19 protein-coding genes, 2 tRNA genes and 3 rRNA genes are annotated in these 25,687 nt (G+C 43.6%); 18 read left to right on the top strand and 6 right to left on the bottom strand.

All coding sequences use genetic code 11. From position 1 onward, the window contains the following. Positions 1-28 precede the first annotated feature (28 nt). From MUCPA_RS06090 to rrf, 8 genes are all read left to right on the top strand, one after another. A complete protein-coding gene (locus tag MUCPA_RS06090; RefSeq protein ID WP_008505102.1) occupies positions 29-1,582 on the top strand; it encodes an NAD(P)/FAD-dependent oxidoreductase in 1,554 nt (517 codons plus the stop codon). Beyond that, positions 1,575-2,060: a DinB family protein gene (locus MUCPA_RS06085; protein WP_008505101.1), complete on the top strand. Its 486-nt coding sequence runs from the start codon at positions 1,575-1,577 to the stop codon at positions 2,058-2,060. Before MUCPA_RS06090 ends, MUCPA_RS06085 begins: the two co-directional genes overlap by 8 nt. After that, the gene (locus MUCPA_RS06080) at positions 2,053-2,418 is read left to right on the top strand and encodes a CoA-binding protein (RefSeq protein ID WP_008505100.1); all 366 of its coding nucleotides are present in this window, start codon (positions 2,053-2,055) and stop codon (positions 2,416-2,418) included. Before MUCPA_RS06085 ends, MUCPA_RS06080 begins: the two co-directional genes overlap by 8 nt. Before the next feature lie 762 nt (positions 2,419-3,180). Further along, a 16S ribosomal RNA gene (locus MUCPA_RS06075) occupies positions 3,181-4,703 on the top strand. 250 nt (positions 4,704-4,953) lie between these two features. Further along, positions 4,954-5,028, top strand: a tRNA-Ile gene (locus MUCPA_RS06070). 88 nt (positions 5,029-5,116) lie between these two features. Further along, a tRNA-Ala gene (locus MUCPA_RS06065) sits at positions 5,117-5,190 on the top strand. Positions 5,191-5,456: 266 nt separating this feature from the next. Next, positions 5,457-8,335, top strand: a 23S ribosomal RNA gene (locus MUCPA_RS06060). Positions 8,336-8,650: 315 nt separating this feature from the next. After that, positions 8,651-8,762, top strand: a 5S ribosomal RNA gene (rrf, locus tag MUCPA_RS06055). Together the 16S, 23S and 5S rRNA genes with 2 tRNA genes alongside form the textbook arrangement of a ribosomal RNA operon. Positions 8,763-8,852: 90 nt before the next feature. Here the strand turns inward: rrf and MUCPA_RS06050 are convergent. From MUCPA_RS06050 to MUCPA_RS06030, 5 genes are all read right to left on the bottom strand, one after another. Next, positions 8,853-9,563 carry a hypothetical protein gene (locus MUCPA_RS06050; RefSeq protein WP_008505099.1) on the bottom strand — a complete coding sequence of 237 codons (711 nt, stop codon included), beginning with the start codon at positions 9,561-9,563 and terminating at the stop codon, positions 8,853-8,855. A gap of 78 nt (positions 9,564-9,641) precedes the next feature. After that, positions 9,642-10,409: a class I SAM-dependent methyltransferase gene (locus tag MUCPA_RS06045; RefSeq protein WP_008505096.1), complete on the bottom strand. Its 768-nt coding sequence runs from the start codon at positions 10,407-10,409 to the stop codon at positions 9,642-9,644. Positions 10,410-10,473: 64 nt separating this feature from the next. Continuing rightward, entirely contained in the window at positions 10,474-11,346 is an 873-nt protein-coding gene (locus tag MUCPA_RS06040; protein ID WP_040627096.1) for an aldose 1-epimerase family protein, read from the bottom strand. 676 nt (positions 11,347-12,022) lie between these two features. Continuing rightward, positions 12,023-13,366, bottom strand: coding sequence for an APC family permease (locus MUCPA_RS06035; protein ID WP_008505093.1), 1,344 nt, complete (start codon positions 13,364-13,366; stop codon positions 12,023-12,025). 109 nt (positions 13,367-13,475) lie between these two features. After that, the gene (locus tag MUCPA_RS06030) at positions 13,476-13,769 is read right to left on the bottom strand and encodes a putative quinol monooxygenase (protein ID WP_040625746.1); all 294 of its coding nucleotides are present in this window, start codon (positions 13,767-13,769) and stop codon (positions 13,476-13,478) included. Between the two features lie 214 nt (positions 13,770-13,983). Here MUCPA_RS06030 and MUCPA_RS06025 point away from each other — a divergent pair, with 214 nt between their 5' ends. Beyond that, positions 13,984-14,502: a hypothetical protein gene (locus tag MUCPA_RS06025; protein ID WP_008505091.1), complete on the top strand. Its 519-nt coding sequence runs from the start codon at positions 13,984-13,986 to the stop codon at positions 14,500-14,502. A 297-nt stretch (positions 14,503-14,799) separates the two neighbouring features. After that, positions 14,800-15,693, top strand: a complete 894-nt coding sequence (locus MUCPA_RS06020; protein WP_008505090.1) for a cation diffusion facilitator family transporter — start codon at positions 14,800-14,802, stop codon at positions 15,691-15,693. A gap of 468 nt (positions 15,694-16,161) precedes the next feature. Here MUCPA_RS06020 and MUCPA_RS06015 read toward each other — a convergent pair whose 3' ends face one another. Further along, positions 16,162-16,359: a hypothetical protein gene (locus MUCPA_RS06015; protein WP_008505089.1), complete on the bottom strand. Its 198-nt coding sequence runs from the start codon at positions 16,357-16,359 to the stop codon at positions 16,162-16,164. A gap of 149 nt (positions 16,360-16,508) precedes the next feature. Here MUCPA_RS06015 and MUCPA_RS35740 point away from each other — a divergent pair, with 149 nt between their 5' ends. The 8 genes from MUCPA_RS35740 to truB all read left to right on the top strand — a co-directional run bounded on the left by MUCPA_RS35740 (position 16,509) and on the right by truB (position 25,671). Further along, the gene (locus MUCPA_RS35740; protein ID WP_050982034.1) at positions 16,509-16,877 is read left to right on the top strand and encodes a hypothetical protein; all 369 of its coding nucleotides are present in this window, start codon (positions 16,509-16,511) and stop codon (positions 16,875-16,877) included. Positions 16,878-17,394: 517 nt separating this feature from the next. Next, positions 17,395-18,633, top strand: coding sequence for an IS4 family transposase (locus tag MUCPA_RS06005; RefSeq protein WP_008503844.1), 1,239 nt, complete (start codon positions 17,395-17,397; stop codon positions 18,631-18,633). 258 nt (positions 18,634-18,891) lie between these two features. Continuing rightward, positions 18,892-21,210, top strand: coding sequence for a TonB-dependent receptor (locus MUCPA_RS06000; protein WP_008505086.1), 2,319 nt, complete (start codon positions 18,892-18,894; stop codon positions 21,208-21,210). 12 nt (positions 21,211-21,222) lie between these two features. Next, positions 21,223-22,644, top strand: coding sequence for a PepSY domain-containing protein (locus MUCPA_RS05995; RefSeq protein WP_008505085.1), 1,422 nt, complete (start codon positions 21,223-21,225; stop codon positions 22,642-22,644). Positions 22,645-22,902: 258 nt separating this feature from the next. Further along, positions 22,903-23,781, top strand: coding sequence for a cell division protein FtsX (locus MUCPA_RS05990; RefSeq protein ID WP_008505082.1), 879 nt, complete (start codon positions 22,903-22,905; stop codon positions 23,779-23,781). 2 nt (positions 23,782-23,783) lie between these two features. Next, positions 23,784-24,053: a DUF3098 domain-containing protein gene (locus tag MUCPA_RS05985; protein ID WP_008505080.1), complete on the top strand. Its 270-nt coding sequence runs from the start codon at positions 23,784-23,786 to the stop codon at positions 24,051-24,053. Then, positions 24,050-24,841 carry an undecaprenyl-diphosphate phosphatase gene (locus tag MUCPA_RS05980; protein WP_008505078.1) on the top strand — a complete coding sequence of 264 codons (792 nt, stop codon included), beginning with the start codon at positions 24,050-24,052 and terminating at the stop codon, positions 24,839-24,841. Before MUCPA_RS05985 ends, MUCPA_RS05980 begins: the two co-directional genes overlap by 4 nt. A gap of 104 nt (positions 24,842-24,945) precedes the next feature. After that, positions 24,946-25,671 carry a tRNA pseudouridine(55) synthase TruB gene (gene truB, locus MUCPA_RS05975; RefSeq protein WP_008505076.1) on the top strand — a complete coding sequence of 242 codons (726 nt, stop codon included), beginning with the start codon at positions 24,946-24,948 and terminating at the stop codon, positions 25,669-25,671. Positions 25,672-25,687 lie beyond the last annotated feature (16 nt).

The following is a 25,687-nucleotide window of genomic DNA, read 5'->3' as shown; positions in this document are numbered from 1 at the left end:
TTATTCGGGATAATAACCCGACATGATTATGACCAAAGAACTTGAAATTGTATGCCTTCCTGAAGAGCATGAAGATGAAAATGCTTTAAAAAAAATAGCTTCGGCACAGCTTAAAATGCCTTTAAACAGAATATCTGCACTGAAAATATTAAAACGTTCTATCGATGCGCGTGGCCGTAAGGTGGTATACCGCTTACAAATAATTATTTTTACAGATGAGCAGCCCCTGGCAGATATTTATGATATACAGTACCAAAATGTCAGTAATGCTAAACAGGTGATTATCATCGGCGCTGGCCCGGCGGGATTATTTGCCGCCTTGCGTTGCATTGAACTGGGTTTGAAGCCTGTAATATTGGAGCGAGGTAAGGATGTTAAACAGCGCCGTAGGGATCTGGCCGATATCAACAAACAAGGTATTGTAAACCCAGAGTCCAATTATTGTTTCGGAGAAGGCGGGGCAGGCACTTATTCGGATGGTAAACTATACACACGGTCAACCAAGCGGGGCGATGTTAACCAGGTTTTAAAAAGCTTTGTTGCTCACGGAGCTTCTGCGGATATTTTAATAGATGCCCGGCCGCACATCGGTACCAATAAATTGCCCCAGATTATTACTGCCATCCGCGAGACGATCCAGAATGCCGGTGGCGAAATTCATTTCGACTATAAAGTGACACAACTCGACATTCAGTTCGATAAAATTCAGGGCGTCAAAACGGCATCAGGCAATCACATCAGCGCTGTCGCCGTTATTTTGGCAACCGGCCATTCGGCCAGGGATGTGTTTGAAATGCTGCACCGGCAAAATATACTGATTGAAGCCAAAGCCTTTGCCTTAGGCGTGCGGATTGAACATCCGCAGTACATTATAGATAAGGCGCAGTATCATTGCGAAAACAGGGGTGAGCATTTGCCGCCATCGTATTATAACCTGGTAGAGCAGGTTGACTATAGGGGAGTATTCTCCTTTTGTATGTGCCCCGGTGGTATCATTGCGCCTTGCGCTACCGATTATAACGAAATTGTGGTGAACGGCTGGAGCCCCTCAAAACGGAATAATCCATTTGCCAATTCAGGCACGGTAGTGCAGGTTAACCTGGAAGATGTTGCTGGCAAAGCCGATGATCCTTTCCGTATGCTCAACTTTCAGCACGGAATAGAGCAGTTGGCCTTTACTGCAGGTGGAGGAAAGTTGGTAGCACCCGGCCAGCGTATGGTTGATTTTGTAGAAGGACGCCAGTCTGCCAGTTTGCCTGTAAACTCTTACCTGCCCGGTACAAAAAGCGTAGAACTGCAAAACGTATTGCCTCAAAGAATCACGGAGCGCTTACAAAAAGCCTTGCCCGCGTTTGGACGTAAAATGAAAGGCTATTATACCAACGAAGCTATATTGGTTGGGGTAGAGTCCAGAACGTCGTCGCCTATCAAGATACCCAGGGATAAAGAGACCTTACAGCATCCTCAAATTTCGGGACTATTTCCTTGCGGGGAGGGTGCGGGGTATGCAGGTGGCATAATTTCTGCTGCTATAGATGGAATCAATTGTGCTTCGGCAGCATTTAAAATAATGTATGGATAAATCAGCAAAATTAAAAATTCAACTGGAAACTATACTTTATGGTAAAGCATGGTATGGTAAACCTATATATGATATCATTGAACTGGTGAGTTTTGAGGCGGCCTACGAAAAACCTACCGGAGCGTCGCATAACATTGCTGATATCATCATGCACATGCTGGCCTGGACAGAAGAGGTGAGTACGCGAATGCAAGGCAAGCCCGCAGGCGCACCTATACGTGGCAATTGGCCCGGTGCGGGTAAACCTGATGAACAAAAGTGGCAACAGTTATTATCCTTTTTTAAATTGGCTAATACAGAGCTAACCCAGCTGATAGCCAATTTTCCGGTGGAAAGCTGGACCGATGCTACTAACGATGGCCGCGGCGAATATTCGGAATATGGATTAACCTACGAAGCCATGATTACAGGTTTGATGCAACATCATGTTTACCATGCGGGACAAATTTCACTATTAAATAAAATGATCAATGGCTAATAAAAAAACTTTGGTATTAGGGGCTACGCCCGATGCCAGCAGATATGCATACCTGGCTGCAAACAGGCTGGTACAAAACGGACACGATATTATTAACGTAGGCATTAAAGCAGGAGAAGTTGCGGGTGTGCCCATTGAGAAACCCGAAGCCGTGCATACCGATGTAGATACGGTTACCTTATATATAGGTACAAAAAATCAGCCGCCGCTTTATCAGTATATTTTAGATACTAAGCCCAAACGCATTATCTTTAATCCAGGTACCGAAAATCCGGAACTGGAAAATTTGGCAAGTGAGCATGGGATAGAAACCTTGGAAGCTTGTACCCTGGTGTTACTTTCTATAGGACAATATTAACAGAATACTAAAAAAACACTCTTGGTCCGGCTTTCAAGCCGGACTTTTTTATTAAAATATTGATGATGAAAACTTGGATTTTAGATTTAAGAAGTTATTCTCAGGGGTGTTTACAAAGGTTTTATGAATAATAACCATTGACTGACTGCTTTTACGCAGATTGTTTTGTATTGTAACACAAGTGTTTAATTGCGATATACAAAAAAGAAGCTAATTAGTTTTGCGGGATGGTAAATTTCTCCATACATTTGCAATCCCAATCGAAAAAAGAGGGTCGTTTTTTGAAATTGCAAGGTTAATAAAAAGTAAAAATTAAGTTAAAAAATTACTTTGGCAATCTAAAAAGATTGCTACCTTTGCAACCCGCAAACGAGGTGATTACCGAGAGGTAAAAAGCTAAGAAAAAGGGGAGAGCGGGAAGAAAAAAAATAAAACATTTTTCTTTGAAAGAATAAAAGGTTTGCTACCTTTGCAGTCCCAAAAGAAAGGGGCAAAAAATCCTGAAAAGGAAAAGGTTCCTGGAGCGATTCCAGGACTAACAAAACAAGAAGATTTGAGCTGGGAGACTGGTGAAAAATATAAAAAGAGAAGCGAGATGCGGATCCGAGAAAGTTCTTTAAAAAGAAGTAACATGTAGCGTAGCGGGGAGAATCACCTAAGGGAGATTCGAACCGTGAGAAGAAGAGAGTATCTGTATAAAGATATATAATACAGATTCTACAAATAATAAAGTAGGGTCAGAGATTTAAAAACTTAAAATTTACAATGGAGAGTTTGATCCTGGCTCAGGATGAACGCTAGCGGCAGGCCTAATACATGCAAGTCGGACGGGATAGGAGAGCTTGCTTTCCTTGAGAGTGGCGCACGGGTGCGTAACACGTATGTAACCTACCTTATCCAGGGGGATAGCCTCTCGAAAGAGAGATTAAGACCGCATAACATTATTGAACAGCATTGTTTAATAATCAAATATTTATAGGGATAAGATGGGCATGCGGGACATTAGCTAGTTGGTGTGGGTAACGGCCCACCAAGGCGACGATGTCTAGGGGATCTGAGAGGATGACCCCCCACACTGGTACTGAGACACGGACCAGACTCCTACGGGAGGCAGCAGTAAGGAATATTGGTCAATGGGCGGAAGCCTGAACCAGCCATGCCGCGTGCAGGAAGACGGCCCTACGGGTTGTAAACTGCTTTTGCAGGGGAATAAACCCTGGTATGTATACCAGGTTGAATGTACTCTGAGAATAAGGATCGGCTAACTCCGTGCCAGCAGCCGCGGTAATACGGAGGATCCAAGCGTTATCCGGATTTATTGGGTTTAAAGGGTGCGTAGGCGGCTTTTTAAGTCAGGGGTGAAAGACGGTAGCTTAACTATCGCAGTGCCTTTGATACTGAAGAGCTTGAATGAACTAGAGGTAGGCGGAATGTGACAAGTAGCGGTGAAATGCATAGATATGTCACAGAACACCAATTGCGAAGGCAGCTTACTATAGTTCGATTGACGCTGAGGCACGAAAGCGTGGGGATCAAACAGGATTAGATACCCTGGTAGTCCACGCCCTAAACGATGAACACTCGATGTTAGCGATATACAGTTAGCGTCTAAGCGAAAGCGTTAAGTGTTCCACCTGGGGAGTACGCCCGCAAGGGTGAAACTCAAAGGAATTGACGGGGGCCCGCACAGGCGGAGGAGCATGTGGTTTAATTCGATGATACGCGAGGAACCTTACCCGGGCTTGAAAGTTAGTGAACGATTCAGAGACGGATCAGTCCTTCGGGACACGAAACTAGGTGCTGCATGGCTGTCGTCAGCTCGTGCCGTGAGGTGTTGGGTTAAGTCCCGCAACGAGCGCAACCCCTATGTTTAGTTGCCAGCACGTCAAGGTGGGGACTCTAAACAGACTGCCTACGCAAGTAGAGAGGAAGGAGGGGACGACGTCAAGTCATCATGGCCCTTACGTCCGGGGCTACACACGTGCTACAATGGTCAGTACAGAGGGCTGCTACCTGGCAACAGGATGCCAATCTCTTAAAGCTGATCACAGTTCGGATCGGGGTCTGCAACTCGACCCCGTGAAGTTGGATTCGCTAGTAATCGCGTATCAGCAATGACGCGGTGAATACGTTCCCGGGCCTTGTACACACCGCCCGTCAAGCCATGGAAGCTGGAAGTACCTGAAGTGCGTAACCGCAAGGAGCGTCCTAGGGTAAAGTCGGTAACTGGGGCTAAGTCGTAACAAGGTAGCCGTACCGGAAGGTGCGGCTGGAATACCTCCTTTCTGGAGCAGATACACAAGCTCGACGATCACAACAAAAGAACCGCTACGCACATGTTTATTTCTTTTTATAAAAAAACACCCAAAAGACAAGCCAATCAGTGGCTGTAACTAATAATAGGTACAGGACCAACAGTTGGCAGTTCAAGGAAGTCTGAAGTCATCAGTCGCAAGTCAGAAGTTAGCAGTTAGCAAAACAGCTAACGGAGAACAAGCCGACTCAAGACTAATTACTCAGGACTGCAGACTAAAAAGTCCGGTAGCTCAGTTTGGTTAGAGCACTACACTGATAATGTAGGGGTCAGCAGTTCAAATCTGCTCCGGACTACAAGGTGAAGCAAGAGCAGGAAGTAAGAGGCAAGAAGCAAGAACAAAAAGCTTCGGGCCAGAAACTTCAAGCTTAAAAGCTGTCTTAAGGGGGATTAGCTCAGCTGGCTAGAGCACCTGCCTTGCACGCAGGGGGTCAACGGTTCGAATCCGTTATTCTCCACGATACCCACCAGTTTACCTAACAAGGTAAGGATATTGAAAAAGGCGATCCGCAACGGAAGACCGGGGTAAAAGTTCTTTGACATATTGGAAGAAGTAAATTAAAGAGAAAACAACAGTAGAGACGTTGTCAGGCTTTAGAAGTACGGAAATAGTAAATAAAGAGGAAAGGGGTTTAAATCTCAATACTCAATACGCACTACTCCATACTAATAAACAGGCAACCATCAAAAAAGCATACATACCGAGCAAAAGGCGGTATAGTAGAAGAAAGTAAGAAAGGGTACCACGGGGGATGCCTTGGCTCTCAGAGGCGATGAAGGACGTGATAAGCTGCGATAAGCCGCGGGGATTAGCAAATATGAATTAATCCGCGGATTTCCGAATGGGGAAACCTATCCATTTGAAGAGTGGATGCATAATATGCGCAAACCTGCTGAACTGAAACATCTAAGTAAGCAGAGGAAGAGAAAACAATAGTGATTTCCTGAGTAGTGGCGAGCGAAAGGGAAGAAGCCCAAACCAGGTATGTTACGGCATACCTGGGGTTATAGGACCACAACATGAATAACTGAATGAAACTGAACAGGGTGGGAAACCTGGCCATAGAGCATGAGAGCTGCGTAAGTGTAAGTTAGGTTAGGATAGTGGAATCCTGAGTACCGCGAGGTCGGAGACGCCTTGTGGGAATTTGCCGGCACCATCCGGTAAGGCTAAATACTCCTGAGAGACCGATAGTGAACCAGTACCGTGAGGGAAAGGTGAAAAGAACCCCGAACAGGGGAGTGAAATAGAACCTGAAACCGTGTACTTACAAGCGGTCGGAGCAGCGCAAGCTGTGACGGCGTGCCTTTTGCATAATGAGCCTACGAGTTACTCCTCTCTGGCAAGGTTAAGTGGTTCAGCCACGCAGCCGAAGCGAAAGCGAGTCTGAATAGGGCGTGCAGTCAGAGGGGGTAGACGCGAAACCTTGTGATCTACCCATGGACAGGTTGAAGGTGCCGTAACAGGTACTGGAGGACCGAACCGATAAACGTTGAAAAGTTTCCGGATGATCTGTGGGTAGGGGTGAAAGGCTAATCAAACTGGGAAATAGCTCGTACTCCCCGAAATGTTTTTAGGAACAGCCTGGCGGTTGAGTTATATAGAGGTAGAGCTACTAATTGGGTGCGGGGGAGTCAAATCCTACCAAATCCAGATAAACTCCGAATGCTATATAATATACGCTGGAGTGAGGCTCTGGGTGCTAAGGTCCAGGGCCGAGAGGGAAAGAACCCAGACCATCAGCTAAGGTCCCTAAATTACCACTAAGTTGAACTAACGAGGTCCGATTGCACAGACAGCTAGGATGTTGGCTTGGAAGCAGCCATTCATTTAAAGAGTGCGTAACAGCTCACTAGTCGAGCGATCGGGCATGGATAATAAACGGGCATCAAGTGGTATACCGAAGCTATGGATTTGCAGCAATGCATCTGGTAGGGGAGCATTCTAACACCGGTGAAGCAGATACGTAAGTTACTGTGGAGGTTTTAGAAAAGCAAATGTAGGCATAAGTAACGATAAGGCGGGAGAGAAACCCGCCCACCGAAAGACTAAGGTTTCCTGATCAACGCTAATCGGATCAGGGTTAGTCGGGGCCTAAGGTGAAGCCGAAGGGCGTAGCCGATGGATAACAGGTTAATAATCCTGTACTTTTTGTAACTGCGATGCGGTGACGGAGTAGTGAAACTGCCGCGATCTGACGGAATAGATCGTTAAAAGGCGTAGGTATAGAGCATGTAGGTAAGTCCGCAAGCTTTGCTGAAACCCAATAGTACTGCGAGCCTTCGGGTAAGCAGATAGAGCAGGTAACCAGACTTCCAAGAAAACCCGCTAAGCTTCAGGTTATAAAAACCCGTACCGTAAACCGACACAGGTAGTCGAGGAGAGAATCCTAAGGTGCTCGAGTGAATCATGGCTAAGGAACTCGGCAAAATGGCCCTGTAACTTCGGGAGAAGGGGCGCTGGCAGTAATGTCAGCCGCAGTGAGAAGGCCCAGGCGACTGTTTAACAAAAACACATGGCTTTGCAAAATCGAAAGATGAAGTATAAGGCCTGACACCTGCCCGGTGCTGGAAGGTTAAAAGGGGATGTTAGTCGCAAGGCGAAGCATTGAATTGAAGCCCCAGTAAACGGCGGCCGTAACTATAACGGTCCTAAGGTAGCGAAATTCCTTGTCGGGTAAGTTCCGACCTGCACGAATGGTGTAACGATCTGGGCGCTGTCTCAGCCATGAGCTCGGTGAAATTGTGGTATCGGTGAAGACGCCGGTTACCCGCAACGGGACGGAAAGACCCCATGCACCTTCACTATAGCTTAACATTGATATCGGGTACAGGATGTGTAGGATAGGTGGGAGACTGTGATCTGGCTTCGCTAGGAGTCAGTTAGTCAACGTTGAAATACCACCCTTTCTGTATTTGGTGTCTAACTCGATAATGTCGAGGACATTGTTTGGCGGGTAGTTTGACTGGGGTGGTCGCCTCCAAAAAGGTAACGGAGGCTTTCAAAGGTAAGCTCAGTACGCTTGGTAACCGTACGTGGAGTGCAATAGCATAAGCTTGCTTGACAGTGAGACAGACAAGTCGAGCTGGGTCGAAAGACGGATATAGTGATCCGGTGGTTCTGCATGGAAGGGCCATCGCTCAAAGGATAAAAGGTACGCTGGGGATAACAGGCTGATCTCCCCCAAGAGCTCATATCGACGGGGAGGTTTGGCACCTCGATGTCGGCTCGTCACATCCTGGGGCTGGAGAAGGTCCCAAGGGTTGAGCTGTTCGCTCATTAAAGTGGCACGCGAGCTGGGTTCAGAACGTCGCGAGACAGTTCGGTCCCTATCTGTTGTGGGCGTTGGAAGTTTGAGTGGGGCTGACCTTAGTACGAGAGGACCGGGTTGGACGAACCTCTAGTGAATCTGTTATGGCGCCAGCTGTACTGCAGAGTAGCTACGTTCGGAATAGATAAGCGCTGAAAGCATCTAAGTGCGAAACTAGCCACAAGATGAGACTTCCATAGAGGGTCGTAGCAGACTACTACGTTGATAGGTTACCGGTGTAAAGGTGGTGACATCATAGCCAAGTAATACTAATAACCCGAAGCTTTCTCATAGCAGGTAATTACGGTGAACAGAGGAAAGAAGCAAGAAAAAAGAAACAAGACTTCGGTCGTGCTTCCTGACTCTTAACTCCTGATTCTGTTCACTCAACACAAAGCTGTTGTTTTCTCTGGAACTTACTTCTTTCAATAATATGTCATTGTTTACAGGAGATGTGAGCTGATAGCTATGAGATCTGAGACGAAAGTCGAGGAAAGGTAGATCAATCAGGTAACATCATTCTTAAAACAAATAAAATATCAGATGACGGTATCAAGCAGAAAAGAGTCTCAAATCTCAGATCTCAATACTGAAATCTACAAGAAATTCAGGTGCCTATATCGGCGGTGTCTACCTCTTCCCATTCCGAACAGAGAAGTCAAGCCCGCCAGAGCCGATGGTACTGCGGTAAAACGTGGGAGAGTAGGTCGGTGCCCAATCTTAAATTAACCTCGCTAACTTTGTTAGTGGGGTTTTTTTATGCGTGGGAGTTTTTTCCGCTCTTATAGCTTTCATCTTGTTGACTGTTCTTAGCCAAATGCATGCCGACGGACTTCATTGGCTGTTTCCTTTCTAAAATCAATATTTTTGAGCCCGTTTAAGGTGCCCCAAACTACATTTATTGGCATGTACTGAATGCGTTTCGAATGAACTCTAATCAATGGGTAAGGATCGGCGATGTTGTTGGTATCCCAGGTACCATTAACTCGCTTTCTAATTACTTCGCCAACGTAAGCTACCAAGTTGTCGTAAAGGTTATTGAATAGTTCTTCGATTTCATATTGCATACAGCCGTTTGTAACCAAATCCAAACTTTCATAGGTGCAATCAAGTATTGCGCCGTCGACTCCTAATTGTTTTGCTAAACTAACGATGTGTTCTTTAATGTGTCCGATAAAATCGTTTTTATATTTAGAGTAAAATCTCCAATGATCAACTGAATTACGCCTGTCGTTAGCATAATCTTCACGAACCCGCTTATGCCATCTTACACGCCTATTAAAATCATCTTTTGAAAAAATATCCCCTTTGCCTCCTATCGAAAGTTCTTTTTCATCAAATACATACAAATATCGCTCTCCCGGTAATTCATAAACTTTGTCTTGCTGTACAAATCCGCTGGTATATTTTTCCTCAAAAAACTTGGTATATTCATCGTGAAACTTACCTTCGGTTTTAATGATTTCTAAAACTTGTCTTTTGGTTAGACGCTTGTCATTAATTTTATTTGTTTGAGCCATCAGTACATGGATTAAGAATGAAAATATGATTTTTACCGGGGAGATGTAATCATATCTTCCTATCGGCCATAGCTATTTTTAGCAAACCTTACCAAGGTAAATTTCGGTTTCATATCTCATCTCAATCTGTCCATTAACGTGGTATTGGTTAAATAGCTCTTTTAACAAGCGGGCAAATTCAATCCCGGCATCGGTATGCTCCGCAGGAACGTAGGATGAGGAAAACGCCCTGCCTGATAAACCTTCGTAATCGAAAGTTTGCTTGTTGGCAAACTTGCTAAGCGTGTATTCCCCATATTTAAAAAAGCTTTGAAAATTTACTCCCTTTAAATGTTGGTGGTTTACCTCTTTATAATCTGTGCCTTTGTCTTGTAAAAGTTGATCATAGGATTTGGCGAAGGGATCGACATGGGTAAGGCGGTTATTCCAGATCAGGGCCACGTACTTGCTGTCGTCTTTGAGTATTCGCTTAAACTCTTTTTGAGTTTCTTCCGCATTAAACCAATGAAAAGCCTGGGCGCAAATAATCAGATCCATGCTATGCGTCGTCAAGGTGGTATCTTCCGCTGTTCCGGTAACAGAAATAAAGTTTTTGTTTTCGCTGAACAAGCTCTCCGCCGAAAGGCGCATATCCTCATTCGGTTCCACCCCGTAAACAGTATAGCCTTTATCCAGTAACAGCGCTGAGAATATCCCCGTTCCGGAGCCTACATCAGCAATTTTGGAACCGGGATTTAATTCGCATTCTGATATCAGGTAATTAATAGCCTCTTTTGGGTATGAGGGCCGGTATTTTACGTAATTGCTCACCCGGTCTGTAAAACGCTGGGTTGAATCTGTTTTCATATCATTATTTGAATAAAAAAGGTGCCCTCATTAAGCACCTTTAATTAATGGTTTAATGGCTTGCTTAATAACTGGTAGAAATGAAAAAATCAACTTCAAACACGTGCCCGTATTCAAGTCGCTGTATAGCTTCCTTTCGTTTGATATCGGTAACTATCCCTTCGGTATCCGAGTATCCCAGCCAAGGTTCAATACAAACAAAATCTGCCCCCCGTTTAGCCCAAATGCCCATATGTGCAAAATGCGGATATTGTACCGATAAAAACTTATCGTGCTTATCACTTCTGATGGTTATTTCTTTTGATTTGATATTTTTAAAAACCAGGGCATCGTTAGCAAAAAGCTCTTTGGTTAAGCGGAGCTTTCTATCATGCAGAACAACGGGCTCTGTTAAGCCGGAAAGATTTCCATCCGGGGATATGGTATGAGTTATCAGTGGTTCTTGTTGCTCAAATTCAAGATAATAATCTTCATAATTCTCACCCGGATAAAAAGGAACGTTAAAAGCCGGGTGGCCGCCAACAGAAAAATAAATAGGCTTATCATCCTGGTTTATTACCTTGTAACAAACTCTTAACGCATTATCTATCAAGGTATAAATAATTTGAAACTCAAATTTGTAAGGATAAATGGCCAGTGTTTTTTCGCTGAAAGGTAACGAAAACTTAGCGTGCTTATCGCTTGCTTCTACCAGCTGAAAAGTTGAAGTACGGGTAAAGCCATGCCTGGTTGTTGGGTAAGCTACACCATCAACATGTAATTGATTATTCACTGTACCGCCAACTATCGGAAACAAGTTTGGCGCATGCCAGGGCCATATTGCCGGGTCGGCTTGCCATAAGTGCTCCGTCTGATCTGTTTTGTTAAAAACCGAGGTTAGTTGCGCCCCCTGCGGGCTGATCGATACCTTGAAATATTTATTCTCAATTGTAGTCATAACAGTATAGTTTATATGTCCGTTAAATATACAATCTGTTTGATAAAAAGGTTCCTTTTTTATTAAAAATGGAGCGCTCTTTATTCCAGAAACTTTTGATGGATTAGGCATCATCCGAGGAAATTACAGTTTTAATATAAATTTAGTCAATAATGTAACTTAGTAACCGTATTTTCGTATACTTAGTTCTACCTGTTAATTTTATGGTTATGGTTTTAGAGTTGAACGAGATCGATAATTCGATTCACCTTTCAAAAAAGGCGTTAACCTGCCCCAAATGCCATTCTATGCTTAATTATAGAGTGCCCCGGGGTTTCTTTTACAAAGTGTTTTTATTTTGGCTACCGGGTAAAATGTATAAGTGTTTTAAATGTAACTGCAGAAGGTACATACGGGATTAATTTTAGCAAATCAAAGCAATGGATAATCTGTGATTTTTTAACTCGAAGTCAATTCGAGATGCTTATTGTTCGCTAATGGATATCATTTACTTTAATTTCACTTTATACCCAAAGCGTATTGATTAGATAAAGCTTGATGTTAGTTTCACAGGATTTATTGAGTGATGAAAGGTTTGCAGCATTGAATAACCTCGGAACACGTTGGCTGACCATATTTTATATAACGCTTTGAGCAAAAGTGGCCATGCTGTACAATCGGCAATTTAATGGCCATGTTATACTTGATTGCGCGCGACGGCTTTCAACTCCGGCTTCTTCCAAACAATAATACGCCATAAAACTTCGGCGGAAAGCATAATGCCGAATGCGAACAAAAGTGGCCTGAGTGTTTCTTCCGACTCGGAAAATGCGCCAGCCACTGCTATGCCGTAAACGGCTACCGGAAGCAGGATCATCAGGCATAAGCCAGGCACTTTAAAGGGGATTTTAAACGGGCGATGTTCGTTGGGAGCTTTAATACGCAGTACGATGAGCGAAATAAACTCAAGAGATAAACCCGCGCCGTACAAGGTGACATCAATAATGAGCAGGTCGGTGAACGAGAGTATAATCATCAGGCTCACTACAATTGAACAGACGATGATGGAGACGTAAGGTGATTGATAACGCAGATGGAGTGCTTCGAGCCTTTTGGGCATCAGCCCATCGTCGGCCATTACTTTGGGTACCCTGGATACGGATAGCAATACAGCAGAATACAAACCTAATGTGCAGGCCATTCCACCAGCGGCAAGCAGCCCGCCTAACCAGTTACCGCCAAGATAAGCACCCAGCGCAGGGAATCCGTTCGCGGTAATGGCTTTAAGATCCATGCCGGATTGCACCGCTGTAAGCACCGTGAACGAGTAAATGATGATGACGGCTAAAAAGGCTATCCCGGTAGAGGCAAGATATGTTTTGATGGGGTTTTTAACTTCTTCGGCATAGGTGGTGGCGTTGTCCCAGCCTAAAAAGTTCCACATAACGGTGTACAAGCCCATGCCAATAGATGAAAAGCTCACACCTTTCAGCGACATAGCTGGTATATGAAACGTACCTGCATGACGCGTAAAACCCACAATACAAAGCAACAAAAACGGCATTATAACCAATGCGCTCAATAATAACGAAACGCGCCCAACCGGCACTATTCCCAGGATGTTAATAATTGCCGACAACCAGATGATGAACAAACAAATGGGAATTTTATAAGTTGCCGCCGCCGGGAAAAAATAGGTAGCATAGGTGATAAATAAAACCGGGTAAATGGCCAGATCGACAAAAGTGTAGAGCCAGGTCCACCAGCCTTCGTAAAGGGCCATGCGTAAGCCCAGTGCGCGTTTAACCCACTGGTAATAGCCGCCGGTAACGGGCATCATGCTGTTGAGTTCCAACACGGTAAATATGGTGGGAATGTCCCATAGCAGCGGCGTAATCAGCAGTAGCAACAGGGCCCCGTTTTTGCCTCCGTAGGTTAACAAGGGCTCAAGGCCGTATGGACCCCCGGATACTGTAAAGAAAATAACAGCTGCAAGGGGTATGAGCCTGAGTTTTTTTAAGGATGGATTGGCAGCGGGCATATCAGCCTAAAATACTGTTTTTTTAAATAAAACATGCCCCCGTTTTACTGATTACCATTTTTTGCAGGCGTGGGGTAGCCTTAATAGGATATTATTTATCCATATACGGTTATTTTGAAACCAGTAGGTCAATTGGTTCAATAAGCGGGGGCTTAATTAGCAAGTCGTTTGCTTTGGCCATCAAAGCGGCTGCAATAGGGCCTTTTAAGTGAGCCTGCCTGCCCTGTTCGTCAATAAAGGTATCGAATATACCAAAGGTGTTGGCGTTGATTTTGGTGGCGTACCAGTTAATGGTATCGGGCTCGTTTTGGGCTAAAGGGAGTGCGCTTTTTAAAAAGGCTTCTACCTCGGCTTCCTTCCCGGGTTTGGCTTCCAGGGTAATTAATAATCCTAACTTGATCATGGTTTCTGCAGGTTTAATAATTATACAATCGGGTAAGTGCATTGTTTGCTATTTATATTTTGACAGCCCTACTCCATGCTGGTAAATATTATACGGGTACAACAACTTATCGTATCCTCATATTGTGCCCGGAAGTTATAAATTGAGCGTCGTACTTTCCGTTTTTATTTTTTTTCTTAACTTTCATTATTCTAATCACTTAATAATCAAAGCTATGCCTAATCATTTATCAATCCTTGGAATTATTCACACTGCTATTAGTGTGCTTGCCGTTTTAGTAGCAGTTTATGCACTGCCCAGGTACGGAAAACTTAACCCTATGGAGGGTGCCGGTAGGTTATATACCGTATTAACCGTTATTGCCTGCCTTACCGCATTACCTATCATGAAAACCGGCCATCTTACACCCGGTCATCCCCTTGCTATTATCATTTTGCTGTTATTGCCCATTGCCATCTACGCTTATGCCATTAAGCCGCTAAAAAAGTTTGCCGATTACGTGCAAACTATCATCATGTCGTTTACACTGTTCTTGTCTATGATTCCGGCCACGGTGGAAACACTTACCCGCTTACCTCTTAGTCAACCCTTGGCGACAGATCCGGCTTCGTCAATTGTAAAAATCAATTTAACTATCATTTTCTTTTTTTTTATCGCCGGCACAAGCTATCAGGTAATCAAAATTAAAGCAAAGAAAAAATCCTTGCCAATGCCCGAGCTCGGAATTCAGTGATAACGGGTTGGATTTAGGGATTTCAATGCGGTGATTGAATGTTCGGCGGGGCAATTTCCACCGCTGTGTTTTCGCCTCGTAGCAAGTATGGGAGTGCCTATATTCAGTTACATCTCAGCTGATTGATCATTTATTGCAAAATAGTTTCATTTCAGTTACCGCAGTTTTCTATACGGCAGCCTATCTTTCATTTTAAGTGCAAGGTTCTTCAATAGTTCGTAATAATTTATTTCGCCGCAAACTGTAGGCATTTTAATTGTTATATAACCGGATGCCTTATAAAACAATAAATCAGGAATGAAATCGAGAACGTTTCTTTACGTTTCATTAGGTGTAGATATTATAATAGCCGCCTCAAAGTTTATAGCGGCTATGATAACAGGAAGTTCATCTATGATTTCGGAAGGGATCCACTCGGTTATCGATGCCTTCAGTCAACTCATGTTGATATGGGGCGTACGGTCAAGCCGGAAATCGCCAGACGATGAAAGGCCCTTTGGTTATGGCAGGGAGTTGTATTTCTGGTCGTTTATGGTATCGCTGGTGATATTTATTTTAGGAGGCTGTATATCGTTTTATCAAGGTGTGCTGCGATTGAGGCGTCCGGAAATCAGCGGAAGCCCTACACTTACTTACATTATCCTGGGCATTGCCTTTCTATTTACTTGCGTGTCGTTATACACCGCTTTAAAGGAATTCAACAAACAGCGTGGCCATACATCATTTTTTAAGGCGGTAACCGAAAGTAAAGACCCGCCCACTTTTATTGTATTATTAGGCGATGTGGGTGATCTGTTTGGCCTGGTGATAGCTTTTGGTGGGGTATACCTGGGGCGCTTGTTTCATAGTCCATACTGTGATGGCGGGGCATCGATGCTGATCGGGATCATTATGATTGTGATATCTTTGTTGCTGGTGCGCGAAAGCAAGAGTTTGTTGATGGGGGAACCTACCAGTAAAAAAAATATGCGTACAATAGTGGCGCTAACGGAAGCCGATGAAGCTGTGATTAAGGTGAAAAAACATTTCTCTACTTATATGGGCCCCGAAGAGGTATTAATGCAGCTCAATACCATTTTTAAGCCCGACCTGAACACCGGGCAGATTACCGATGCCATAGAACGTATTAGCAAAAATATCCAGTCGCAGTTTCCACGCATCAAACAAATTTTTATTGAACCGGTAAGGTGATTGATTTAAATGTGCAGATGCGGATAGGTGCGGATGTGAAAATGAATGCCGGAAGTTATAAAATATCTTAATACATTTCTTCAAATTCATCATAACGCAAAATGGCAATATGTGGGAATCGATTATTTTTTAATTGATGTAGATGACGATCATTGCTTATGATATAATCCGACTGGCTGGCTATATAACAATCTATAAATTTGTTGTGGTCTTTGTCATTCTCTACCAATTGCCATAAGTAGGATGGGTTTTGAGGATAACATTTGGAAGTAATAAAAGAAGCCAAGCGATGCTTATGTATGCTCGATGCTATACTGAATTGTTATTTGTTCCTGGTATCAGTTAAAATTTCGTTTGACACTATCATGTCAAATTTGCTATGGTTCAATGATTGATATATCCAAATTGTATTTATAACGTGGAGCAAGCGAAACCACGAATATGTTAGTATCAAGAATAAGGCGGAACTTATTCATCAATCCAATTATCCAAATCAGCTTCTGTTATACCCTTTTCGTCAATAGCTAATTGAATATTTTTCTGATGCTTATTTGAAAAATATTGAGCAAGCAAATTTTTTATTGCCAAAAGATCTTCTTCTTTAGGCTCAAATGAGTACAGGTTTAAGAGCTCTAATTGTAAATCGTTTAATTTTTGACTTTGCATAACACAATCAATTTATACAAAATACGTATTTTGTTAATTCTTATTGCTTATCAAAAATTGAATTAATTGTGAGCATTTATCCAATAAATTCACACAAAAATTTTCATTTCATACCTCCTTAAATCTGCAAACTTCATACCTTTGCAGCAATGTTAAGCCGTATAACTACATTGTTCCTGATGTTTGCCATTCTATCGGCAAATTTTACGCAATTGTATGTTTTTGCAGGTTTCAACTTAAATCAGAAGTTTATTGCCAGTACGCTTTGCGAAAACCGCGATAAGCCCTGGATGCATTGTAACGGTAAGTGCTACTTAGCCAAAAAAATAAAGCAAGCCGAAGAAAAGGAACGAAGCGAAGAGCGCCAAACTCAGAAGAGCCTTTTCCAGGAAGTATTCTTCGCCACTTCGGCACCTATCCAATTCCACAATCAATTGTTGCAGATCATCGCGACCCCCTATCATTTCGCCGTACAGCCTGTACAGCCCGGAGTTATCTTTCAGCCACCAAGAGTGTAAGTTTTAGTTATTGGGTTAACTGTTATTGTTACTAACTAACTAACTAACTATTAGTGATAAGTTATAGCATCGCGGAGTATATCTTCTGCGAACTAACTCTGCGCAGGTATTCACGTGACAAATAGCGTCTGTAAATTAGTTTACTAACAGCATAAGCCCCATAATTACGGCGAGGCCCTGTGCCATTTGCCTCTCGGAGCGGGTGTGTTCTATGCAAGCGACAATAAATATCTGTCGCGCGGTGAACACACCCCTTGCAGCCGCACAGCGAAACCCGCCCCCCTCAAGGGGGGAACTAAAAATTAAAAAGCCAGGCCCCGTGCGATTCCCCTCTCGAGAGGGGCGGAGGGGTGTGTTCTATGCGAGCGACAGGATATTCGTCGCGCAGCAAATACCCTCCAGCAACCGCACAAGCAAACCCTCTTGAGAGCATAGCCGTCAACTTTAGAAAAAAAAGGGATAAAATTTTTTTAGAGCAAGAATCGGAACTGCAAAATTGCAGTCATTATTCGAGCGAATGAGTTCGGAACTATTTGAACCAACGGTGTTAGATGGCCTGGCCCGTAAAACAGAGGCTATACAACGCAAACGAAAAGTGGGAGGCAAGGAACTATTGGATATGGCGTTATTTGATGGAGATCAATCGTTTAACGGCATGAGTATGCAGTTAATGCGGAGGGATGGGCTTGATATTTCGAAGCAGGCATTGCATCAAAGACATCACAGCAATATGACAAAGTTTGTACAAGCCGTTTTTGAGCAATTAATAGCAGTTGAGTTACCGCAAGAGCAAACACAGGGCTTGGAGATCCGTATCAAAGATTCTACCCGTTTCGCGTTGCCGGAAGTTATTGCAGAGACATTCCCCGGAACAAAAGGAAGTGGGATGAAAGCGGGAGCATCTGTACAATTTGAATTTGAAATCAAAAGTGGTAAAAGCGATATCAAAGTAACTCCGGCCAACGCAAATGACCAGGGTGAGAGTCATCTGGACAAGGCATCAATTCAGCCGGGGGTATTATATATGAGAGATCTGGGTTACACTCACTTGAGTTATATGAACAATATTAACAAAGTCAAAGCTTTCTTTATTAATAAATTATGTCCGAAAACAACGATTTATCTATTAAAGGACGACCAATACCAAAAGTTAGAGTTGTCGAAACTACAAGGCATAACCGGCGTATTTGATCAACAGGTATATATCGGAGCTGATAAGATGCCGGTAAGGATAATAATAGAACCGGTAAGTGAAGAGCTCAAGGCAAGGCGGATAGCCAATACTGAAAAGTACAATAAAAAGAAAGGCAGTACCACCAGTAAGGGATTCAAAGAGCGGGCAGGGTTTAACTTTATTGTTACCAACCTGGTGAGCGAAAAATATAGCGCTGAATTGATCCAAAAGTTATATCACCTGCGATGGCAGATAGAATTGGTTTTTAAAGCATGGAAGTCGTTTTTAAAGATACACACGTTCCCCAAAGGAAGTTCGGATCGTATAACCAGTATATTATACAGTAAGTTGATCTGGGCAGTTTTGAGTTGGAAAATATGCATGGCTATCGGTAAGATAGGTCAAATTAGTGTTTTAAAGGTGCATCGACTAATCGCTTCTACGAAAGAAGAATTGCGAGCGCAGCTTTTAGGGATATGCTCAAAGTGGTTAGCTCTGTTGGAGAAATTAAACTTAAAGCACCTTTCAAAAGAGCACAGAAAACATAGGTTAAAAATAGAAGAAATTGTAATAAGTATTTGATTATTAGATATTTAAATACTATATTTAGATAGTTAAACAAAAATAAGAAAGGCGGGGTCATCTAAACCTCCCCGCCTTAAAAAACGAAAAATATGAGAGTAAAAATACATAGGTTTGCCCATGCGGGCAAACCGCGCCTAAAAATTAAATAACTGAAAATCAACAATATATGAGTACAGCTACTTAAATTGACGGCTATGCTCTCAAGAGGGGAACTGAAAAAATATAAACATCAGCAAGCATCAAAATATTCACTAAATGCGCTATATCATACTCTCCATCCTACTACTGTTCTCCATAAAAATACACGCCCAAATTGCAGGTACCGTAACAGACGCCATTACCCACGAGCCCCTACCCGGCGTGGTTATCACCAGCCCCGCTGGGAAAGGCATCACTCAAACTAATGCTAAAGGAATATTTAACCTGCCCGAGTCGGTTAACGGTATACTCAGATTTAGCATGATCGGTTATACCTCAAAGCTGGTCGACTTAAATAAGCTCACATCCGCGAAGGCGTTAAACATTACTTTAGAAACTTCGAATGTAGATTTGCAGCCCGTTATTGTATCGGCCAGCCGCGAGGGACAATCGCGCCAGAGCGCCCCTATCGCTATCAGTCAGATCAACTCCATCCAGATTAAAGATACCAAAGCCACTGCTTTATACCAGTTGCTCAATAAGGTGAGCGGCGTATACATGGTTAACCTGGGCAACGAGCAGCATACCATGGCCATCCGCCAACCCATCACTTATAACGCCCTTTACCTGTATATGGAAGATGGGCTGCCTATCCGCCCAACGGGAATTTTTAACCATAATTCGCTGTACGAAATTAACATGGCGGGTGTAAAGGATATCGAGGTAATTAAAGGCCCGGCCTCATCGCTATACGGAAGTAATTCTATCGGCGGTGCGGTCAACTTTATCACGCAAAGTCCACCATCCGGTTACAGCGGCGATATATCCGTTCAGGGTGATAGCTATCATTACCGCCGGGTTGATGCTGACGGAGGTTTTACCGCAGGTAAATTCGGGCTGTATGCGGGCGGATACGTAGCACACCAAAAGGATAGCTGGCAGGATTATTCCGATTTCGATAAATATTCCGTCAACCTCAAAACTACTTATGATTTTGATGCCGATACACGCCTTACCACCTCGGCGGCTTACAATTACCTCAATACGCAAACTCCGGGTAGTTTAGATAGCGCCCATTTTTACAGCCGCAGCTATGGCTCCAACCAGCGCTTTACCTACCGCAAGGTAGAAGCTTTCCGTGCCAGCTCAAGGCTTGAACATGCCTGGAACGAGCGTAACAATACGTTTTTTACCGTCTTTTTTCGTGATAACTCCACGGCCCAGCTGCCCAGTTATTATATTGCCGATGTTCGGGATGCCTCGGGTAAATACCTGAGCTCGAACGGGCAGGTAAACGATCAGAAGTTTACCAGCTATGGCATTTTAACCCAGCACCGGGCCGATTTTAACTGGCTGCATTCCCGGTTAATTGTTGGTGCTTATCTTGATGATAGCCCAAGCTCATACTATGCCCAGCTTTTAAATATCCAGAAGGATGTTGTTAATAATTATTATACCGGCTTTAGCAATGCAGGCACTTATATCGATAATTATAAAATAGGCCTGTTAAACACTGCGGCATATACCCAATTTGAGCTTCGCCCGGTAGATGCCCTGCGTGTTGTGGCCGGTTTAAGGTATGACCATGTGCATTATAATTTTACCAACGGACTGCCTGCAAGCAATACCAAATACAAGCAACAGGAAACCAACGATTTTAATATTGTAGCACCCAAGTTAGGTTTAACTTATGATTTGGGCGGCAACAAAGGTTTTTACGCCAACTACAGCGTGGGGTTTCAGCCGCCCGAAACCAGCGGCCTGTACAGCGCGCGCCAGCTAACGCCTTTAAAGCAAGCCACTTTTAGCAATTACGAGTTGGGCGGATGGCTATCGGCATTAGATAAAAAAATGTATCTGGAATTGAGCCTGTATGACCTGGAGGGCCATAACGAAATTATATCGCAACTGTTGCCCGACAATACCACCCAAAACCAAAATGCCGGGGCTACAAGGCACCGCGGTATTGAATACGCGCTTACCTACGCGCCGGTTAAAGCAATCAGCTTCCGCTTTAGCGGTACCAATGCCAGGCACACTTATGTAGAGTATAGCGAAGTGGCTAACGGCAAGGTAAAGGTATATAACGGTAACCGAATGAGCAACGCGCCAGCCTGGATAGCCAATTCCGAACTAACTTATAAGCCACTTTTTATGCCGGGTTTCCGCGCTTCGGCCGAGTGGCAGCATATCGACAAATACTTTACCGATCCGGCCAATACCAAAACTTATTCAGGTTATGATATTTATAACCTGCGATTCGGGTACGATTTTAAGCGCATTGTAAAAGGCGCCGGCATCTGGTTTAACGCCATGAACGTGACCAATAAGCTGTACGCTACCACGGTAACCAGCGGCCAGTATGGCGATACTTATAACGCCGCGCCGCCAAGAATATACACTTTAGGCGTAAGCTATTCCTTTTCAAAATATTGATCGTCAACTATCATGAAAAAAAGCTTTTATCAATGGCACCGTGTATTGGGCTTAACTGCCTTGGTACCGGTGATCTTCTGGACGCTGAGCGGCTTGTCGCACCCGTTTATGTCCAACTGGTTCCGGCCTTTTATCCCGCGCGAAGTGTTTCATCCGCTTACGCAGGATCAGATGAAGCCGGTATTGTCCCTTCAGCAGGTGATGGATCAGAACCATATCCTTCGATTGCGAAATTTTAGCCTGGTGAATTTTGACCGGGGGACGTTTTACCAGATCCAGCAAAGCGACAGCACTTACCAATATTACTCCGCTATTAACGCGACAATATTGCCTGACGGCGATAAGCGCTATGCCATTTACCTTGCCCGTTATTTTACCAACGATACGAGTTCGGCAATTAAATCGGCACAGTTGCAAACTACGTTTGATGGCCGGTACCAACCCATTAACCACCTGTTGCCGGTGTGGAAAATATCGCTCGACCGCCCGGATGGAATGGATGTGTATATTGAAACCAGCCAAAGCCGGATGGGGACTTTTAATAACAATACCCGGAAGGCCTTTTTATGGTTGTTCGATCAGTTTCATACCTGGCGTTTCCTGGCCTGGATGGGTGGCGAAAAATTCCGCGTCATTGTGTTAATCGTTATCGTGGCTGTGATGTTGCTCTCGCTCATCAGCGGTTTAACGGTTTATGGTTTATTCTGGAAGCGATTTAAAGAGATTAAGCAGAAGCGTGAAGCAAACGGCACCGTGGATAAACGCTTTATCCACCGGTTTCACCGGCAAATCGGTTTAATCGTTTCGTTGGTGATGTTTACCTTCGTTATTAGCGGCGGCTTTCATTTGGTGGTTAAGCTTTATAATCTAAAGCCGGAGCACCGGCCATACCATCAATTAATTACCCGGCAGGAGCTGGGCCAGTCAAACCTGCGGCTACCTGTTGCGGATAGTGTGATCAGGAGGGTTGCCCTGGTCAAATTTAATAATAACGTATACTACCAGGTGCTCGATAAAAAGAAGCAAATTCAATATTTCAGGGCGGCAGATCATCAATTACTACCCAATGGAGATGTGGTATTTGCTACTTACCTGAGCCAGTTTTATCATGATGGGCCGGTGAACGGGCGGCCGGCAGTTAGCCAGGTTAAGCAATTTGATAACGAGTACGGCTTTATCAATAAACGCCTCCCGGTTGAAAAAATAAGTTATCCCGACGGCGAAAATTGGTATATAGAAACCACCACCGGTAAGTTAGCCACCAAAGTATCCGGTACCGACAGGGCAGAAGGGCTCTCGTTCATCTTTCTCCATAAATACTTCGGCATGGCCTGGGCCGGTAAAAACATCCGGGATATAGTGAGCATGCTGGCCGCGCTGGGTGTATTGGTAGTATCGCTTTTTGGCTTTGCCTCGTTTTTAAAGAATAAGTGATAGCAGGCCATGGGTGAGGCCATGTAAAAGCGTTATGATCTATCATGACGCTTTTACTGTTATTTTGAATTTTTTTGACTACCCAATATCCAATAACCCAATAACTCAATAACAAAACAACCAGTAACCCAATAACCAACAACTACGTTAATTTTTGTTAAAACCTCAACCAACTTATTACTCCTTTAGAATTTAAACAGAATTATATTTTACCTTTATGGCAAGGTTTTTTTAATTTCGCGAATATTTAGGTAAACTATGGAAGAATTTGAAGCCAGCATATCGGCAAAAAAAACCAAGGCGATATACATTTCAACCGTATTTGGTATTGCAATGGTATTGTTGATGATCGGGCTTTTGGGTTTGATATTGGTACATGCCAATAATTTATCGCGCTACGTTAAAGAGAATATCGTACTCAATATTATTGTTGACGATGCCGCGCGCGAAACCGATGTACTGCAACTGCAAAAACAATTGGATACCAACCCCTTTGTAAAAAATACGCAATATGTAAGTAAAGAGCTTGCCGCCCGTAACTTACAAAAAGATTTGGGCGAGGATTTTGTGAAGTTTTTAGGTTATAACCCCTTATTATCATCCATCGATGTTTACCTGAAGGCCGATTACGCCAACAATGCCAATATAGCGCAGTTTAAGGCGCAGTTGCAAAAAAATCCGCTGGTTAAGGAGGTAATCTATCAACAGTCCCTGGTTGATTTAATGAACCAGAAACTGGCCTCTATCAGTTTGGTGATATTGGCTTTTGCCGGTATCTTCCTGGTGGTATCGGTGGCGCTTATCAATAACACCATCAGACTGGCCATTTACTCGCAGCGGTTTTTAATCAAATCCATGCAGTTGGTGGGCGCAACCAAGGGCTTTATCCGTAAGCCGTTTTTATTATACGGTATATGGCATGGTTTATTGGGCGGCTTAATAGCCATTATTTTATTGATAGGTATGTTATACCTGGCTACCATCCAAATTCCGGATCTGGTTATCCTTCAAAATTATACCGAGTTCGGTATCGTGTTTTTGGGAGTAATAGGCTTGGGGATATTTATCTCAGCCTTCAGCACCTACCTGGCTGTAAGCAAATTCTTACGTTTAAAAATTTACGATCTATATAGATAATAATGGCACAAAAATACACAGCAAAGTACACTGCCCCGGCGGCAGCAAAACAGCCACGGCCAGAATCGGCCCCAGCACAATTTGTTTTTGGAAAAAACAATTACCGCGTTTTTTTACTGGCTATAGCCGTAGTTATACTGGGCTTTATTTTAATGATGGGTACAACCGATATTTACGATTTTCGTAAAATCGTATTGGCGCCTTTAACAGTTCTGGCTGGCTTTGCCATCGGGTTTTTCGCTATCTTCCAAAAATCTGAAAACAAAGCATGAACATTATCCAGGTAATTATCCTCGCTATTATTGAGGGTATCACGGAGTTTTTGCCTGTATCATCAACCGGGCACATGGTTATTGCCAGCGCTTTTATGGGCATAGGCAAGGAAGATTTTGTAAAGCTGTTTGAGGTGGTGATACAATTAGGAGCCATACTCTCGGTTGTGGTATTGTATTACAAACGTTTCTTCAAATCGCTCGATTTTTATTTCAAACTCGTAGTAGGTGTAATACCTGCGGTAATTGTTGGTGTACTGCTCAAAAAGAGGATCGATATGCTGCTGGAAAGCCCGCTGGTAGTAGCATGCTCGCTTTTAGTAGGTGGTATTATTTTATTGTTTGTTGACCAATGGTTTAAACAATCAACCGTTAAGGAGGAAGAAGATATTAGCTATGCAACAGCCTTAAAAGTTGGTTTTTTTCAATGTTTAGCGGTTATTCCCGGCGTATCGCGTTCCGCAGCTACCATAGTCGGCGGTATGAGCCAAAAGCTGAGCCGTACTGCTGCTGCCGAGTTTTCGTTCTTTTTAGCGGTGCCTACCATGTTTGGTGCTACCCTGAAAGAGATTTGGGATTATCATAAAGAGCACGAGCACCTGTTTAACAGCGAGCAAATAAAGTTTTTGGTTGTTGGTAACATTATCGCTTTTATTGTGGCCATGCTGGCTATCAAAACCTTTATCACCTTTTTGGAGAAAAAAGGATTTAAGTTGTTTGGCTTTTACCGTATCCTGGCAGGCATTGTATTAATTGTAATGTACTATACAGGCCACCTTACTGCTTAAATTACTTTAATTGATAGATAGAATATCGAATAATGCCCGTCATTATTCGATATTTTAGTTTAATAGCATCACTATATTTGTGATTCATTTTTTACCATCATCATTTGGATTCCCCAAACTCAAAATTCCGCGACTTTAACTTTACCCAGGGCGAACTGCTGCTGGTTAACAAACCTTATAACTGGACGAGCTTTGACGTAGTAGGCAAAATACGCAATACCCTCAAACCTCTTAAACTGAAGGTTGGCCACGCCGGAACCCTCGATCCATTAGCTACCGGCCTGTTGATTATTTGCACTGGTAAACTTACCAAGCAGATAGATACCTTTCAGGCCGAAGAGAAGGAATATACGGGCACCATGATATTAGGCGCCACCACACCATCATACGATATGGAAACCGATGTGGATGAAACATTCGATCCGGGCAGTTTAACCGAAGCGCAGATCCGTGCTAATTGTGCCCAGTTTACAGGCGATATTCAGCAATATCCGCCTGCGCATTCGGCTGTGAAGATTAATGGCGAGCGACTGTACGAAAAGGCCCGCCGCGGCGAGGATGTGGAGCTGCGCCTGCGTTTTGTAACCATCAGCGAGTTTGAAATAACACGGATTGAATTGCCCGAGGTTGATTTCAGAGTGGTATGCAGCAAGGGTACCTACATCCGGTCGCTGGTGAATGATTTTGGCAAGGCGCTTAATAATGGCGCTTACCTTTCAAACCTTTGCCGTACCCGTAGCGGTAGTTTCAGGATTGAGGATGCTTTTGAAGTGGTGGAGCTTGTTGAGCATATCCGCGAATTAAAAACTCAACCGGAATTGCTTAAATAATCTATTTTTGCATTTT

Origin of the sequence: Mucilaginibacter paludis DSM 18603, assembly GCF_000166195.2 — a bacterium.
GTDB lineage: Bacteria > Bacteroidota > Bacteroidia > Sphingobacteriales > Sphingobacteriaceae > Mucilaginibacter > Mucilaginibacter paludis.
This window is presented reverse-complemented; position numbering and strand designations above follow the sequence as displayed.